The organism is Streptomyces buecherae (assembly GCF_014295035.1).
In the GTDB taxonomy this organism is placed as follows: Bacteria; Actinomycetota; Actinomycetes; order Streptomycetales; family Streptomycetaceae; genus Streptomyces; species Streptomyces youssoufiensis.
Genome location: NZ_CP060404.1, coordinates 6,096,541 through 6,112,474 on the forward strand (window position 1 = coordinate 6,096,541; position 15,934 = coordinate 6,112,474).

The following is a 15,934-nucleotide window of genomic DNA, read 5'->3' on the forward strand; positions in this document are numbered from 1 at the left end:
TCCGGAATGGCTGGTTCCTGGGTCGTCGAGGCCCGGCCGCCGGCCGCCGTCGGGCCCGCCGCCGGTTCGGGGCGCCGGGGGCTGCGCGTACCGGCGGCCCGGCCGTGCGTACTGGCCGCTCAGCCCGGGGTGTTGACCATCGAAGCGGCGGCGTACGTCAGGTACTTCCACAACTGCTGCTCGTGCTCGGGCGCGAGGTCCAGCTCGTCGACGGCGTCCCGCATGTGCCGCAGCCAGGCGTCGTGCGCGGCCTGGTCCACCGTGAACGGCGCGTGCCGCATCCGCAGCCGGGGGTGGCCGCGCTGGTCGCTGTACGTACGGGGGCCGCCCCAGTACTGCATCAGGAAGAGCACCAGGCGCTCCTCGGCCGGGCCGAGGTCCTCCTCCGGGTACATCGGCCGCAGCAACGGGTCCTCCGCGACGCCCTGGTAGAAGCGGTGCACCAGGCGCCGGAAGGTCTCCTCGCCGCCGACCTGCTCGTAGAAGGTCTGCTCCTGCAGCGTGCCGCGCGGAATCTCATTCACTCCTCCATGGTCGCAGATGCCGCGACGGAGGCCGGAAGTCGTAGGACCACCCCGGGCCGCCCCGGGCCACCATGCCGCCCGCCGCCGCGCGACCCGCCACGGGGCGGCCGGCGGGCCACGGGGCAACGGGGGTTGGCGACGCGAACGGGCCCGCCCCGGGATGGGGCGGGCCCGTCAGCGACCGGATGTCGCCGAGGCGGGGCCGGTCAGCCCCTGCGAAGGGTGATCGTCGTCCACGCGCCGACGTGCACCCGGTCGCCCTCCTGGAGGGGGACCGGCACGTACGGCTGGATCGGCTCGTCACCGCCGTTGATCGTCGTGCCGTTGGTCGAGTCCTGGTCCACGACCGCCCAGCCGCCGTGCGGCTGCGGCACCAGCACCGCGTGCTGGTGCGAGACGCCCGGGTCCTCCGGCGGGCGCGACAGGTCGATGTCGGGCGCCTCGCCCGTGCTGTGCCTGCGGCGACCGATGGTGATCTGGTTACCGGAGAGCGGCAACTGCTGCTCGGGCGAGTACGCGGGCAGGTTGAGCCCGGCGGCCTCGGGGCCGCTGCGCGTCATCATCGCCATGAAGTACTCGCGGTCCGGCGCGACGACGGCGACCCAGTTGTCCGACCCGGCCTGCCCGCCACCGGGAGGACCCTGCTGGTACGCGCCGTCGGGCCGGTAGCCACCGTCCTGCTGCTGCCCGTGCTGCGGCTGGCCCTGCTGCTGCGGCGGCTGGCCGTGCTGCTGCTGGCCGTGCTGCGCCTGCCCGTGCTGCGGCTGCCCCTGGTGGGGCGGCGCGGACGGCGGCTGGCCGGGGAACGCCGACTGCCCGTGCTGCGGCGGGGCCGCGCCCGGGAACCCGTCGTCACCCGGGAAGGGCGACCGGCCACCGGGGCCCTGGCCGGGCGCGTCCGGGAACGGACGGGGCGCGGCGGGCGCCGGAGCGCCGTGCGGCGGCGCGGCGGCCGACGCCTCCGGGGCGCTCGGCGGCGGGAGCATCCAGTCGTCGTCGCCCCCGAAGCCCTGACCGCTCGGCGGGCCCCCGGGCCGCTGCTCGCCCTGGCCGCCACCCTGCGGGCCACCGGCGTGCGGCGGCAGCGGGGACGGGTGCGACGGCTCCGGCGGCCGGTTCTGCTGCTGGTGGCCGCCCCGGTAGTCCTGGCCCGGCTGCGGCGGACCCTGCGGACCAGGCGGCTGGGAGGCGTCCGACCCGTGCGGGTGCGCGGGCTGGCCGTGCGGCGGGCCCTGGGGCGGCTGTCCCTGCGACGGGGGCGGCGGGAAGCCGCCCTGGCCGGACGCCGGGGCCGGGCTGTAGGGCGTGTACGAGGTGGCCGACTGGGTGATGAAGTTGTAGCGGCACTCCTCGCAGAACGGCGCCTGCGCCTCGCGCGGCGTACGGCACTGCGGGCACAGCTCCGACGGGAAGCCGGACTCGGGCTGCCCACCGGGGTAGCCGTACCCACCGGGAGCACCGTGACCACCCGGCCCACCGTGACCACCCGGCGCGCCAGGGCCACCGGGGCCACCAGGGCCGCCGGGCGGGCTGAACGGGCCACCGGAGCCCCCGGGGCCACCAGGTCCACCGGGGCCGTCGAACCCACCGGGTCCGCCGGGCCGACCGGGGCCGTCGAAGCCGCGCGGGCCGCCGGGGCCGCCCTGACCGTCGTAGCCACCGGGACCACCGGGACCGCCAGGCCCGTCGGGGCCGGGGCCGAAGCCGCCGGGTCCACCGGGGCCGGCCGGGCCGCCGGGGCCGAAGCCACCGGGGCCGCCCTGGTTGTCGAAACCGCCGGGGCCCGGGCCGTGGCCGGGAGGCCCGGGAGGTCCGGGCGGGCCAGCAGGGCCACCGGGACCGGGGGGACCGCCCTGGCCGTCGAAGCCGCGGCCCTGCCCCGGACCGCCGGGACCGTCGTACCCGCCCGGGCCGCCGGGCCCTGGCGGACCCTGGTGGCCGGGCGGCGGTGGCGGGTTGGGCGGGCCCATCATCCCGGGCGGCGGCGGAGGCGGGGGAACGGCGCCGGCGGGTGCTGCCGACATGCGGTGCCCGCACACCTCGCAGTAGTCCTCGGCCGACGACTGATGGCCGTTTGGGCAAGTCGGCATGTCGGTGATTCCCCCTCGTGTGCCGTTTCTTGGCGTTGGTGCTGTTTGCTGCTATTTGATGCTGTTCGCTACGGGTGTTGCTGGTGCTGCTGTGCACTACGGGTACTGCTGGTGTCGCTGGTGGAGCTGGTGGTCGGACGGGGCCGTGGCGGCCCGTCGTGACCCGCTGTGTGGCGGGCGACCCGGCCGGTCGCCCGGCCGCGCACCCGCGTTATTTCTTTACGCGAACGGTCTTCGTGGAGCGCGTTTCGAGGGTCATCTCATCCGCGTCCGCGACCTTCGCTTTCAGTCGCACAGTACCTGTCACCGCGTCCACGACGTCCACCACCTTCGAAAGCAGTTTCGCCGTTTCGGCGTTCCCCGAGGCGGCGGCGAGCTGCACCGCGCGGCCCAGTTTCGCGGTCGCTCCGTCCCAGTCGCCCGACTTGCGCGCGTCGAGCCCCTGCTGGATCACCTGGGCCAGCTCCGCCTGCCCCGTGTAGTGCGCGACCTGCGGGTTCATGGAGGTCGACGCCGCCAGATCGGCCGTCCACACGGCGCGTACGAGCCCTTGCGCCAGCGGTCGTGGCGGGGTGCCGTCCGGGCTCGGCAGCACCAGCGTCACCCGCGCGGCCAGCATTTCCCGACCCACCTCGGCCGCCGGCACCCGCACCGCCACGTGGTAGTCGCGCGACTCGTCGCCCCAGGAGCCGGTGGGGTAGTCGCCGAAGCGCGGCCCGGCGTCGGCGCGGCGGTGGGTGAGGTCCTCGACGGTGGGGGCGACCTGTTTCACGAATGTGACGTCCGTGCCCTGGGGAGTCCAGATACGCAGCGCGACATACGCGACTTCCTTCCCCATAGCGGACTCCATCACGCGCTGGAAGTCCTCGGCCAGTTCGGACGGGTTCGCCACGATATCGGCGGTGCCGAGGAGGGCCGAGGCGATCGCTGTGACCTCTTTCACCTCCCAGTCGGTGCCGACGCCGCGCGCGTCACAGGTGAAGCGCCCCGCGCAGGCGTCCAGGCTCGCGCGCAACGCCTCGGGGCTCTCGTGCTCGTTGCGGCCGTCGGTGAGCAGGATGCCGTGCCGTATCGCCGCGTCCTGGGTACGCAGCAACCGGTCCGCGAGCCGCAGCCACTCGCCGATCGCGGTGCCGCCACCCGCGCGCAGCGCGCGCAGGGCGTCCTTGGCCGCCGCGCGGGTGGCCGCGTCGGCGCGGGCGAGCCTGCCGCCGCCGGGGTAGACCTCGGCCGCCTTGTGGGTGCCGGCGATCACGGTGAAGGCCACGCCGTCGCGCAGCGTGTCGATCGCCGCGGCCGTCGCCTCCCGCGCGTGCCGCAACTTGGTGGGCGGGTAGTCCATCGAGCCGGAGCAGTCGACCATGACGGCCACGGCGGCGCTCGGCCCCCGCTGCCGCGCCGCGGCGTCGCGCGGGCCGACGGAGACGAGCGGCAGACGGCCGGTGGTGCCGCCGCCGGTGGCGGTGACGGTGACGATCGCGCTGACGTCGCGTCCGCCCTCGGGGAGGAACTCGTTCTGGTACACCTCGACCGAGAACCGTGGCACGTTCGACTTGGAGAAGTTGGCCATCTGTTCCGCTCCTTGACGTCCCTCAACGCTCCGCGTGGACTCATCGGCACATGGGCGGACGGGGGACGCGCTCGCCGACGGCTCCCTGACGGCCCGCCCGTACCCCGGTGATCCCCCGTGGCGCCACGGGAGCCCCCTCGCCCCCGTGACCTCGTGCTCTTCGGCGGCGGCCCGCTCGACCCGGCCGCCGCCTCTCCTCGCACCCCGCCGCCGCCCCGTGGAGCGTCGGCGGGCCCCGCTCTCCTCCCGCCGCCGGCGCCCCCGGCGCCGCCCCGTCGTCAGGCCGATCCTGCCCCTTCCGGCGGGAGCGGGAACGGGACCACCGCCACCGTTACGTTGTCGTGGCCCCCGCCCTCCAGCGCGTGACCGACCAACTTCCGCGCGCTGTCCATCGGTCGGACCCGGGCGTCCGGTGGCACGGCCGCCGCCATCTCGGGCGCGGACTCGGCGTAGTTCCACAGCCCGTCCGTGCAGACCACCACCACGCCCGGCCGGTCGGGTTTGAACGCGGCGGTGTGCGGCTCGATCTCGTACGCGTCCGCCCCCAGCCAGCCCGTGATGGCGTGCGCCCGCTCGTCCGCGTACGCCTCCTGCTCCGACAACAGGCCGGCCGCGACCATCTGCGCGGCCCACGAGTCGTCCTCGGTGAGCCGGGCGGCGGGCGTGGCGCGGTCGTCCGGAACCCAGTACGCGCGGCTGTCGCCGATCCAGCCGACGGTCAGGATGCCCGAGGCGACGACGGCGCTGACGATCGTGCAGGCCGGCGCGTTCTCGTGGCGATGCGGGTCGCGGTGGGCCGGGCGGGCCTCCTCGGCCAGCGCGTTGACCGCCTCGGCCGCGGCGATGATCGCCTCGTGCATGGCCTGTTGCGGATGCGTTCCCCGTGGCAGCGCGGTCAGCAGCCGCTCGCCGGCCACCCGGGCCGCGGCGGCCGACGCGTCGTCAGGGCGGGTGGCGGAGGAGACGCCGTCGCAGACGACGGCGACCACGGCGGGCGAACCATCCGGCAACTCCGCCTCCGAGAGGGCGAAGGCGTCCTCGTTGCGGTGGTGTCGCAGCCCGCGGTCGCTTGCCGCGGCGACGAACGCCAACTCCTCTTCCATGTGATCCCGTTCCCGAGGCTGAGCGTGCCCGCAGTTCTCGCAGTATCCGTCGTCATCGATGGCGCCGGCCCGACACTCGGCGCACCGGCGCGGCTCCGGCCGCGGCGCCCCGCCCCCCGGCGCGCCCCCCGCGGGCGCCGCCCCGCCGCCGGGCTGTGTTGGTTGCGCCGGTTGTACCGGTTCGGCCGGTGTGGCGTCGGGGGCCGGGGGCTGGCCGGCCGGCGCCCGGTCGGGGCGCGGCTCGTGGTCGTCGGCCGGGCCGGCGCCGGAGCAGATCACCAGGGTGGGCTCGTCGATGTCGGCCAGCGGGTCGAGGGCGGCCGACTCCCGTGGGTCGGGCGGCGCCGCCCCCGCGTCCGCCGTGGCCCAGGGCGCCGGGGCGGCGCTCCCGTACGCCGGGGCGGCGGCTCGCGGTGCCGCCGCCTGGCCCGGGGCGGGTTCGGCGCCCGCGATGGGCCGCACCGTCGGGGTCAGCGCGGGGAACGCGGGCCCGACCGTCCCGTCTCCGCCCGCCACCCCGGCGCCCGCGTCCGCCGGGCCGGCCTGCGGCACCGGCCACGGCGCGGCCCCGCCCGACTGCTGCGGGATCGGCGCCCCGGCCGTGGGGGCGCCCGCCGCGTCCCGGCGCGCCGCGCCGGCCTCCGCCGCGCCCGGCTGCGGTCCGACATCGGACTGCGGCGCGGAACCCGGCTCCGGTACGAAGTCGGACTGTGGTGCGAAACCGGGCTGCGGCGCGGACCCGGGCCGCGGCGCGAAGTCGGGCTGGGGCATGCCGCCCGCCGCGCGGGGTGCCGGCGGTACGGCGGTGTCGGCGTACGGGAAGCGGGCGGCGGCCCGCGCGTCCCACGCTCCGGGAACGGCGCCCGGCGCACCCGCGACGGGCGCCGCCGGGCCGACGTGTGGCGCGTAGCCGGGGGCGAAGCCGAGCGCGGGCTCGGCGGCGGGACCGGCGGCGCCCGCGTCCGCGCCGCGCGCGGGGGCGTCGGCGGGGCCGTGGCCCCGGCCGTCGCCCGCGCCGGCCGGCGCTGGGTGAGCCCCGCGCGCGCCAGGCGCCGCCGCTCTCGCGGCGTTGACACTGGTGCCACACGCGCCGCAGAAGTTGTCCTCCGCGTCAAGCGGCTCCGCACAGCTCGGGCAGGTTGACAGCCGAGGCTTCTGCGACATCGATCACACCCACGTCCTGGGGCGGAGCCGGTTGGCCCGCTCCACCCATTCGATCCTTTCCTCGCCCCGCTGCGCGAGCCGGGCGAGTACCCGATACGAGCGTTCCAGACCGAAGCGCAGCCCGCGCTCGTCCAGGCGGCTGCCGAGCAACACGGGTCGGGCTCCCGTCGCCGCTTCGGGTCCGGCGGCCTGGGGGATTCCGCTGCCGCTGGAGAGTACCCAGTCCAACGCGCTGCCGAGCACCTCGGTGTGCAGTCGCTCGCGCCTTACCGGGTCAAGTCCGAACTCCGCAAGGCGTTCCACCTGATCGGCCGCGGCCGTCAGTTCGGCGAGTCGCTCGGCGGGGGTGGCCCCGCCCGCCGCCTGCGCGCCCGGCCGCAGCCGCGCCCGTACGGCCGCCACGCGGGCCGCCGTGTAGTGGATGGACGCCTCGGGCACGGACTCCAGGGCCGCCACGGCGCCGGCCCGGTCGCCCGTCGTGAACCGCACCCGGGTCAGCCCGAACGCGGCACTCACGAAGCTCGGGTCGGTCGCCCACACGAGGTGGTAGTAGGCGGCGGCGTTGTCGAGCTGGCCGAGCGCCTCGGCGCACACGCCGAGCGCCAGCTTGGGCACGGTCTCGCCGGGGAAGGCGTCGTAGACCGCGTCGAAGGAGACCGCGGCCGTCACCCGGTCGCCGCTGGCCAGCGCGTGCAACCCGCGATACCAGACGACGCGCCAGTCGTCCGGGCGCACCGCCTCCAACGCTTCGATGAGCTGCCCGGCCGCCTGGTCGTCGCCGAGCGCCAACTCGGCCCGCACGCGGCGCAGCCGCAGCTCCGTCGAGTCCGCGGGGGCGGCGGCCAGGGCGGCGCTCAGCTCGGCCGGTGCCGCGGCGAGCAGCCCGGCCAGGAAGCCCGCGTTGGGATCGTCCGGATCGACGCGCGGCACCGGCAGCGCCAGCGCGGCGGCCCGTACGTCCAACGGCCGGACGGCTCCGCCGCCGGAGGCGGCCACAGCGGCGACCGCGTTCGGCTCGCCGCCGCCCGGCGCCTCGCCCGACCCGGTCGCGCTGGTCGCGCCGGCCGCCACGCCGCTCGCGGGTCCCGCCACCGCGCCCGCCGCACCCGACTCGGCCGTCCCCGAAAGCGGTACCCGTCCCCGGAGGTGCGTGGGTTGACTCGGCACGCCGGGCAGGCTGGGCAGGCCGCCCGGCTCCGGCGCGCCGCCGCCCGCCGGCGCGCCCGCGACGGCGGCCGGCCCACCCGCGACGGCGGGCGAGGCGGCGGCGGAACCAGCGGCGGCGGGGCCGGCGGTGGTCGGGCCCGGTGGCGCGAGGGGCGTGCGCGAGGCCGCCGCGACCAGCCGCGCACGCCGCCCGCGCCCGGCGCCGAGCCGCGCGCCGAGCCCGTCGGGCTCCGTGCCGTCGGCGAACACCTGGGTGTCCACGACCCGCGTCTCCGCCCCGAACAGCGTGGACAGCGCCGGCCGAGGCCGGCCCGACCGGAGGGCGACGACCTCCCGCAGCACGCCCGTGAGCTGGTCGGCCATCTCCTGCGCGGAGGCGAACCGGCGCTCCGGGTCCGGGTCGGTGGCCCGCGTCAGGAGCCGGTAGAAGGACTCGTAGCGGCGGAAGACCTCGATGTGCCCGGGGTCGGGGAAGCTGTCCGCGAAGACCGTGGTGTAGCCCTGGAAGTCGAAGGTGAGCACGGCCAGCGTGCGGGCCACCGTGTACAGGTCGGAGGCGACCGACGGGCCGCGCTCGGCGACCTCGGGCGCCTGGTAGCCGACGGTGCCGTAGATGGCGCTGTCCTCGTCGCCCATCCGCCGCACCGCGCCCATGTCGATCAGCTTGAGCTGGTCCCCCTGCTGGATCGCGTTGTCGATCTTGAAGTCGCAGTACAGCAGGTTGCGGCTGTGCAGGTGCCCGAGCGCCTCCAGCGCCTCGATGCCGTACGCGCACGCCCGCTCCACCGGCAGCGGATCGCGCCGCCCGTCGGGCCCCCGCCGCTCGTTGGCCAGTTGCTTGAGCGACTTGCCGCCCACGTACTCCATGACGATGTAGCCGTCGAGGCTGCCGGTCCGCTGGTCGAGGTGCTCGACGAAGTTGTAGATCCGCACGATGTTGGCGTGCTCGATCTCGGCGAGGAACCGCCGCTCGGCCAGCGCCACCGCGAGCGCGTCCTCGTCGCCGGTGTCCAGGAGGCCCTTGAGCACCACCCAGCGGTCGGCCACCGCCCGGTCCACGGCCAGGTAGATCCAGCCCAGTCCGCCGTGCGCGAGGCAGCCCACCACCTCGTACTGCCCGTGCACCACGTCGCCGCGGCGCAACTTGGGCACGAAGGAGTACGGGTGTCCGCACTTGGTGCAGAAGCCCTCGGTACGGCCCCGCCGCGCGCCGCGCGCCCGCCCCACCGGGGCGCCGCACTCCGAGCGGCTGCAGAACCGCTTCCGCTCGGGCACCTCGGGGTGGGCCAGCACGGCCGTGTGCGGGTCGGGGCGCGGCACCTGTGGCACGCTCACCAGGCCCGCGCCCAGCCGGCCGCGGCCCGAGGAGGACGCCGGCCCCGAGGACGCCGCACCCGAGGACGTCACCACCGAGACCGAGCGGCCCGACGCGTGCCCCGTCGTCCGGGACAGCCGGCCCGAGACCGAGCGGCGCGAACCCGTGGACCCTCCCGAGGCCGAGCGCGCGGAGTGCGTGGGCACCGAGGAGCCCGTCGCGGAGCCCGCGCTGCTCGAGCGGCCCGAACCGCCCGCCCGCCCCTCGGCGGCCACGCCCGTCGGCGGCGCGGTCAACAGTCCGCTGGGGGAGACCACCGGGGCCAGGCCGCACGTGTCGCAGTACAGCTCACCGCCGCCCATGTCCTCGTAGGCGCCCGAGCAGTCCGGGCGCTGGCAGTCGTCGGCGCTCACCCGCGCCCCCCAGGACCCGCTCGCCCCGGCCCACCGACCTCCGACTCCGGGGCGAGCCCGGCCGGCGGGTGGGGCGGCAGCGTCTCGGCCACCGCCCGCTGGTAGCGCAGCACGGCCTGCTCCGCGGCGCGCAGGTCACACGGCGCGCTCCACAGCAGCCGCCTGGCCGCGTCGTACCGCTCGACCAGCAGCGGGTCCTCGGCCAGGCCGTGCCGGACGACCTTCGCCCGGTACGCGTCGAGCCGGCCGCGCAGCTCCGCGCGGACCGCCAGCGGCGCGGTCACGGCCGTCAACGACTCGCGGGCCCGCAGCAGTTCGTCGTCCGCCCGCTGCTCCAGGCTCTCCAGGAGCGGCGAGAGGCGGTGCCACTGGGAGCGCCTGCGGTACTCGGCGGCCAGCGCCAACTGCTCGTGCAGCGCCGTGGACGGCCCGCTGACGGCGGGCACGTCGGACGCGGCGATCTTCGCCAGCACCTCACCGCGCGCCTGCCGGGCCTCGGTCAGCGTACGGTCCGCGCGCGAGAGCAGGTCGCGCAGCAGCATCAGCCGCCGCTCCGCGTCCTGCCGCACGGTCAGCACCGCCTCGATCTCGCGCCGCACGTCCTCCAGGGCGCGCGCCGCCCGGTCGTAGCGCTCGGTGTCGGGCCGGCCGCCGCCGGGCGCCGAACTCGGCGAGGCGCCGGACCAGAAGGCCAGCGGGTCGCGGATGACCTCCGCGCGCAGCGCGGTCAGCTCGGCGGTGATCTCCTCCAGGTCGTCCCCCGACGGGTGCTCGCCCGGCCGCACGCCCACCGAGTGCGCCAGCGAACGCGTGCGCTGTAACTCGGCGGCCAGCATGTCGATCCGGGCGGGCAGCGCCGACCAGACGGCGTCCGCGGTGACCACCACGTCCAACGCCCGCGCGTACCCGCTGTTCATGCGCTCGACCAGGGCCTCCAGGGAGAACCGCTCGCTGAGCCGGGGCGAGGGCGCCAACGCGTCGCCGGGCACGGTGACGTGCTCGCCGCGCAGCAGGTCGGTCAGCTCCGCGAGCTCGGCCTGACCCGGCCAGCGGCGCCGGGCCCGCACCTCGCGGGCCTTGGCGCAGGCCGCGGCGTACGCGTCGTAGTACGTCCACAGCTGGGAGATCGTCTGCTCGGCGGCGGCCCAGCGCACCTTGGTGGTGCCGGCGAGGTCGGCGCCCTCCAGGAGCCTGCGTCCGGCGTGGTCCTGCAACGCCAGCAGCGACGTCTCGATCGCCTCGTGCTCGGCGCCGAGGCGCGCGAGCGCGCGGTCCACCTCCTCCCGGTCCATGACCGGGAGCTGGGGCATCCCCGACGAGCTGGGAGCGGGTCCCGAGGCCGCCATCGATCACCTCTCCTGTGCGTGCGGTCAGTCCTTGTAGGCGGGCTTGGGCGGCGCCTTGATCCCCGGCAGGTCGTCCTGGAGCCATGCGCGGTACGCCCGCATCCAGGGGCTGTCCGCCCCGCCCCTGCGGTAATCCTCCAGCACCTTGTTCACCCGGCGCACCAGGTCGGTGTCGTCGCTGTGCATCGCCACACCGTACGGCTCCCGCGTGACCGGCTCGCCGACCAGCTTCACCGACGGGTCCTGCGCCGCCTGACCGGCGGCGAGCGCGCTGTCCGTGAACACCGCGTCGACCTCGCCGAGTTGGAGCCTCACCAGGCAGTCGAGCTGGTTGGGCACGGTGACCTTGGCGGCGCCGAGCGACCGCACGCCCCGCCGCTCGTCGTCGAGCCGCTGCTCGCCCGTCGAACCCTTGGCCGTGCACACCCGCTTGCCGCGCAACGTCGGCCCGTAGGAGGTGATGGGCGAGTCGCGGGGCACCAGGAGCTGCTGCCCGGCCTGGAAGTACGCGGTGGAGAACGCGACCTTGTCCTCGCCCGTGATGCGGTCACAGTTGATCGTCATGGTCCGTACGACGATGTCCACCTTGCGCTCGTGCAGCGCCGGGACGCGCTGGTTGGTGGGGATGGTACGGAAGATCACCGCGTCGCGGTCACCGAATATCTCCTCCGCGATGGCCCGCACCAGTTCGATGTCGAAGCCGGTGAGGTCGCCGGTGGCGGGGTCGCGGTACCCCCAGCGGTAGCTGTTCTGGTCCACGCCGGCGATCAGCTTCCCGGACGCGCGGGCCTTGATCCGGCGCACCGCGGGCCCGGAGTCGGGGGAGGGGCGCAGGCTGGCCTCCGGCCGCTCGCAGCTCTCGTGCGTGGCGCCCTCCGCGTCCCGCGCCGGGGCCGCGGCCCGCCGCTCGGGGGCCGGCCGGCTCCGCTCGCCCGGGCCGTCGAGGGCGGCCGGTGCCAGCAGCGCGGCCACCGCCGCCAGGGCGCAGCCCACCGCCGACAGCGCCACCGCGCGCCGCCGCCCCGGCGGGCATCGGCCCGCCGCGCCCTTCCCGCGTGTCGCCGTCCTCATCCTCGCGTCCCCTTCACCGGTACTCCGAGAGCCTGCGTCCCACGCCGAGCACCGTGCTCACGGCACCGACCAGCGCCAGCACCCCGGCGCCGACGGGCAGCTCGGCCACCAGGTCGCGCCCGTCGTCCGCGGCCCGCTCGAACTCCCGCTGCTCGTGCGCTATCGCCCGGGTCAGCGCGGCGTCCACCTGCTCGAAGGACTCACCGGTGCTGCCGCGCGGGCCGGTGACCATCTCCAACGCCGCGTCGTACGCACCCTCCTCGTTGGCCCGCCTGGCCCTCTCGTGTCGGTGCTGCCACTCGCGCGCCGCGCGGATCGCCTCGCCGACCGGCCCGCGCCCCGACGCGTCGTTGGCCAGCCGCTGGGCCCGGCCCAGCAGCCCGCCGGCCTCGGCGTCGGGGGCGTCCGTGGCCGGCGCCGTGCCGAGCAGCGCCCGCATGCGCTCGTCGTAGCCGACCTCGTAGGCGTCCTGGCCCTTCTCCGGGGGCGACTCGCGGACCACCGCGCCCCGCGCCACCAGCACCAGGTTCTCGTTGCCCCGCGCCTGGAGCACGGCTATGCGCGCCTCGCCCAGCACCCGCAGCGACCGCGCGCCGTGCCGGTCGGACTCGCCGAGCCCGGAGCGGACCACCGCGTGTCCCACCGCCAGCCACACCAGCGCCGCCGCGGTCGCAACCGTCGCCGCCAACAGGCCCAGGTTGAAGACCCGGTTGGTCCGCCGGTACGTGCGGTGCTGCGCCCAGGCCAGGGCGGCCAGCGCCAGCACGCCCGCGCCGAACGCCACCCAGGGCCAGGCCCGCGCCTCCGCGTAGTCGGCCGTGAGCTGGTCGCTCTGCGTGCGGTACAACTCGGCGGCCGCTGGCAGGAGTTGGGTGCTCATGAGCGTGTTCGCGTGCCGCAGGTAGGCGCCGCCGAGCGGCAGGCCCTGCCGGTTGTTGGCGCGCGCGGACTCCACCAGGCCGGTGTAGCGGGGAAGATCGCGCACGAGGCGGTCGATCTGCGCGCGGGCCGCGCCCGAACCCCCGCTGGACGCGGCGGCCTTGACCAGCAGCTTGGAAGCGTGCGCGAGGTCCCGGTCGAAGTCCTCGCGCAGGGCGGGCGGCTCGGACCCCTCGACGAGGAAGGCGCTGGCGGCGGTGGCGTCGGCGGCGGCCAGCGAGCGGTAGATCTCGGCGGCGTCGGAACTCAGCGGCTGGCTGCGCCCGGTGACGGCGTCGGCCGCGTCGCCGCGCTCGTCGACCTGCCAGGCGGCGAGCGCGCCGAACAGCACCACGAGGGCGGCCAGCACGGCCCCGATCGCCCGCAGTCGGCCTGGCTCGGTCACCGCCGCCGCGCGCAGGGTGTCCAGGCCCTCGCGCCAGGCCGGGCGGCGGGCGGCGGGCTCGGCGGGCGGCGCCGGTGTGGGCGGCGTCGGTCGGGCGGGGGAGGCGGTCGGCCGCTCGGGAGCGGTCGTTGGCGCGATACCGCCGGTCGGCGGGTGTGACACGAGACCTCCCCCTGGTTCGCTGGCGGTGGGCCCGAGCCCGGTGGACCGGGACGGTCGGCACCTGTCGGAAGCAGTATGGCGGCAAGCACTGACAACCACACCGGACATGGGCGAATCGTGCGCCGGGGGCCCGGACTGGCCGCCGCGGCCCGGCCGTTCCCCCCTCGCGCTCCCGCCTCCCAACACGCCCGTCGGCGCCGTTCGGTTCCCGCGCGGGCCCGGCCACCTGGTCCGCGCCGGCGCCTTTCGGGGAGGGGCTGGTCGCGGCGCCGGCAGCGCGGCATGGCACCCTGGGCGGCTCATGCTGCGGCACCCGGACCACGGCATGGTGAACGGCACCCCCGCGGGGCCGGAACGCGAGAGAGCGAGAGAAAAGCCGAAAGGAACGCGTATGCGCGTTTTCCAGCCACCTTCCGACTTCGGGCCCGGCACCCTTTTTGTCCGAGAACGGGTTCCGCCGGACACGGCCTCCTGGCTCCGCCTCCTCGCCCACTTCGGCCTGCCGCTGATCATCGCGGGCGCCATCGCGGAGCAGGTCGGACCCTGGGTCGCGCTGCCCGGCCTCGTCGTCCTCGGCCTGCTCTCCTTCCCGCCCGGACTGCGGGTGCTGCGGGAGGTACGCGACGACTACCTGGCGCCGGACGCCGTCGGCCTCGACGAGCGCGGCGTCATCGCCCGCTCCGCGGGCCGCACCACCTTCCGGGTGCCGTGGAGCCGCGTGCGGCGGCTGGACGCCGGCGCCGGGCGGGAGGCGGGCTGGCTGCGCCTGTGGGTCATCGACGACGCGATCGAGGGGGTCGACCGGCTGCCGAGGCGGCGGCACACCAGCGAGGGCGCGGCCCTGCTCGCCCGCTTCGGCCCCGGCATGGACCGGGAAGCCCTGCTGGTCGCCGTGGAGCGGCACGCCCCGGAGGGCATCCGGGTCCGCCTCTGAGCCGGTCGCCGGTCGCGGGTCGCGGGTCCGGCTCTGGGCGCGGCGCGCCACGGCGCCCGGCGGGCGCCCGCCCGCCGGGGCCCGCTCACCAGTGGCCGCCCATCCGGCCGGGCCGGCCCGCCAGGTGGATCCGAGCCCGGGCGTGCGAAGGCCCGGGCTCGCGGCGCGCGCCGGAGGTCCGGCGTGCCGTGGCCCGGGCCGATGGGTGGCTAGCGGCGGGGCGCCCCGTGCTGGCCGGGGACGAAGCGCCGGGGCGGCCTGGTCAACGTGATCTGGCGGACCAGTTGGTGGAAGCAGGTCAGCGCGGCGATCGCGGGCAGCGCGGCGACGGCGACGCCGCCCACCGTCCGTGGCGCGTGCGCCACGGCCAGCGCCACCGAGAACGCGCTGAACAGCACCACGATCAGCCACGCGTGCGGGGCCCGCTGGTAGTGCACCGCGTGTCGGATGATCGACAGCGAGGCGGCCAGCCAGGGCCCGTAGATGAGCACCGGCCACCAGGTCGTCAGGTGGTGCGCCACGTTCGGCGCCACCACCTGGCGCAGCGGCTCGTGCGCGCACATCCCGCCGAGCACGCTGACCAGCGCCACGATGACCGCGACGAGCACCGCGATCAGGCAGCTCAGCACCTCGGCCCGGGTCACCGTCCGCTCGGGCCGGGTACGCAGCGCCTTGCGCAGCCGGCGGAAGCGGCGGCGGCGGTGCGTGGTCGGCGGCTGGGGCAGCCGCGGCGCGGGGATGGCCCCGGTCGTCGTGAGCGGATCGAGGTGCTCGGTCTGGGCCGACTCCCGCAGGAGCTGGGTCAGTTCGGCCTCGGAGTCCCAGTGCCCGCCGAGCACGGCGAGGTCGGGGGCGGTGAGCGTTTCGGGCGTGGCCGTGAAGGTGTCGTAGGTGGTGAACCCGGTGGCCGGCTCGCGCCCGACGGGCGTCGAGTCGTACGCCGAGAGGCCGGTGCCGAAGGTCGACGTGAAGCCGAGCCCGGACTCGTGGCCCGGGCCGAAGTCGGGGTGCGGGAAGGTTTCGGGGCCACGCCCGCCGTAGCCGCCGTAGTCGTAGCGCTCATGCATGGCGGTCCAGGGGCAGCGGCGGGCGCTGGTCCGCGAACGGGGTCTCAAAGCGGCTGGCCGGCGCGCGGGCCGACTCGGCTCCGCCGGACGCGCGCAGCGCGTCACAGCGCCGGGCGAAGTCCGTCTCGATGCCCTTGATGGTCGCGGCCAGGTCGGTCAACTCGGCTTGGCAGTAGCGGAGTTGAACGCATTCGGCGCCGCGTTGCAGATGGGCGTGCGTGAAGCCTCGGGGGCTGCCTGGTGGCGTGGCCGTGAGAACCCAGTCCCCCATGCGATGAGACTCCGTGAGGGGCGCGGCCGGGACTGTCGGACCGGGAAGCGCGGTGGATGAAGTCACGTCCGGTTAACGACGGGATGGCCTGCTGGGGGGTGCTCCAAATGAGGGACAATAGATGGGAAGTTACTACTCGCGGCCTCTTGTTATGCAAAACGGACTAGCCGGATAAGCCGGGTGGCGAGCGGGTTCGCCGACCCGTCACGGCCGGCCCGCCACGGCCGGGCGCGCGGGCCCGCGCGGAGGCCGAGGCACGCGCCCGCGGGCGTGCGCCACCCGCGACCGCGTCGCCCACCGGGTGGTGCGACGAGCGGGGCGCTCCGGGCATCTGCCCCGAGCGCCCCACCCGACCCGTTCCGCACCGCTCCACCACGGCCCCGGCACGGCACGACCCGCCAAGGCCGCCCCGC

Annotated in this window: 11 protein-coding genes; 1 reads left to right on the top strand and 10 read right to left on the bottom strand. The window is 76.4% G+C overall.

The window, feature by feature from the left end; genetic code table 11:
* Positions 1-119: 119 nt before the first annotated feature.
* The 8 genes from H7H31_RS24140 to H7H31_RS24175 form a co-directional block, all read right to left on the bottom strand.
* Positions 120-524: a globin gene (locus H7H31_RS24140; RefSeq protein WP_176161644.1), complete on the bottom strand. Its 405-nt coding sequence runs from the start codon at positions 522-524 to the stop codon at positions 120-122.
* 206 nt (positions 525-730) lie between these two features.
* Complete coding sequence (locus H7H31_RS24145; protein WP_187118081.1) at positions 731-2,614, bottom strand: FHA domain-containing protein; 1,884 nt, start codon at positions 2,612-2,614, stop codon at positions 731-733.
* Between the two features lie 211 nt (positions 2,615-2,825).
* Positions 2,826-4,184 (bottom strand): vWA domain-containing protein, encoded by a 1,359-nt coding sequence (locus tag H7H31_RS24150; protein ID WP_187060709.1) that lies wholly within the window; start codon positions 4,182-4,184, stop codon positions 2,826-2,828.
* A gap of 278 nt (positions 4,185-4,462) precedes the next feature.
* Positions 4,463-5,875: a PP2C family protein-serine/threonine phosphatase gene (locus H7H31_RS24155; RefSeq protein WP_187060711.1), complete on the bottom strand. Its 1,413-nt coding sequence runs from the start codon at positions 5,873-5,875 to the stop codon at positions 4,463-4,465.
* Between the two features lie 579 nt (positions 5,876-6,454).
* Entirely contained in the window at positions 6,455-9,295 is a 2,841-nt protein-coding gene (locus H7H31_RS24160; protein ID WP_187060710.1) for a serine/threonine-protein kinase, read from the bottom strand.
* Between the two features lie 47 nt (positions 9,296-9,342).
* Positions 9,343-10,692 (bottom strand): coiled-coil domain-containing protein, encoded by a 1,350-nt coding sequence (locus tag H7H31_RS24165; protein ID WP_187118082.1) that lies wholly within the window; start codon positions 10,690-10,692, stop codon positions 9,343-9,345.
* 24 nt (positions 10,693-10,716) lie between these two features.
* The gene (locus H7H31_RS24170; protein WP_187060019.1) at positions 10,717-11,763 is read right to left on the bottom strand and encodes a glutamate ABC transporter substrate-binding protein; all 1,047 of its coding nucleotides are present in this window, start codon (positions 11,761-11,763) and stop codon (positions 10,717-10,719) included.
* Positions 11,764-11,776: 13 nt separating this feature from the next.
* Complete coding sequence (locus H7H31_RS24175) at positions 11,777-13,249, bottom strand: hypothetical protein (RefSeq protein WP_232110056.1); 1,473 nt, start codon at positions 13,247-13,249, stop codon at positions 11,777-11,779.
* A 391-nt stretch (positions 13,250-13,640) separates the two neighbouring features.
* Here H7H31_RS24175 and H7H31_RS24180 point away from each other — a divergent pair, with 391 nt between their 5' ends.
* Positions 13,641-14,183 carry a hypothetical protein gene (locus tag H7H31_RS24180; RefSeq protein WP_187061479.1) on the top strand — a complete coding sequence of 181 codons (543 nt, stop codon included), beginning with the start codon at positions 13,641-13,643 and terminating at the stop codon, positions 14,181-14,183.
* Between the two features lie 209 nt (positions 14,184-14,392).
* On the opposite strand, the gene H7H31_RS24185 is transcribed toward H7H31_RS24180, so the two are convergent.
* Entirely contained in the window at positions 14,393-15,250 is an 858-nt protein-coding gene (locus tag H7H31_RS24185) for a hypothetical protein (protein ID WP_187061480.1), read from the bottom strand.
* The gene (locus H7H31_RS24190) at positions 15,243-15,521 is read right to left on the bottom strand and encodes a hypothetical protein (protein ID WP_187061481.1); all 279 of its coding nucleotides are present in this window, start codon (positions 15,519-15,521) and stop codon (positions 15,243-15,245) included. Before H7H31_RS24190 ends, H7H31_RS24185 begins: the two co-directional genes overlap by 8 nt.
* Between the last annotated feature and the right edge of the window lie 413 nt (positions 15,522-15,934).

Bases quoted from the DNA above. Each gene is read 5' to 3' on its own strand.
- H7H31_RS24145 (WP_187118081.1), bottom strand. From the start codon at position 2,614: ATGCCGACTTGCCCAAACGGCCATCAGTCGTCGGCCGAGGACTACTGC.
- H7H31_RS24150 (WP_187060709.1), bottom strand. From the start codon at position 4,184: ATGGCCAACTTCTCCAAGTCGAACGTGCCACGGTTCTCGGTCGAGGTG.
- H7H31_RS24160 (WP_187060710.1), bottom strand. From the start codon at position 9,295: ATGGGCGGCGGTGAGCTGTACTGCGACACGTGCGGCCTGGCCCCGGTG.
- H7H31_RS24165 (WP_187118082.1), bottom strand. From the start codon at position 10,692: ATGGCGGCCTCGGGACCCGCTCCCAGCTCGTCGGGGATGCCCCAGCTC.
- H7H31_RS24170 (WP_187060019.1), bottom strand. From the start codon at position 11,763: ATGAGGACGGCGACACGCGGGAAGGGCGCGGCGGGCCGATGCCCGCCG.
- H7H31_RS24180 (WP_187061479.1), top strand. From the start codon at position 13,641: ATGCGCGTTTTCCAGCCACCTTCCGACTTCGGGCCCGGCACCCTTTTT.
- H7H31_RS24185 (WP_187061480.1), bottom strand. From the start codon at position 15,250: ATGCATGAGCGCTACGACTACGGCGGCTACGGCGGGCGTGGCCCCGAA.
- H7H31_RS24190 (WP_187061481.1), bottom strand. From the start codon at position 15,521: ATGGGGGACTGGGTTCTCACGGCCACGCCACCAGGCAGCCCCCGAGGC.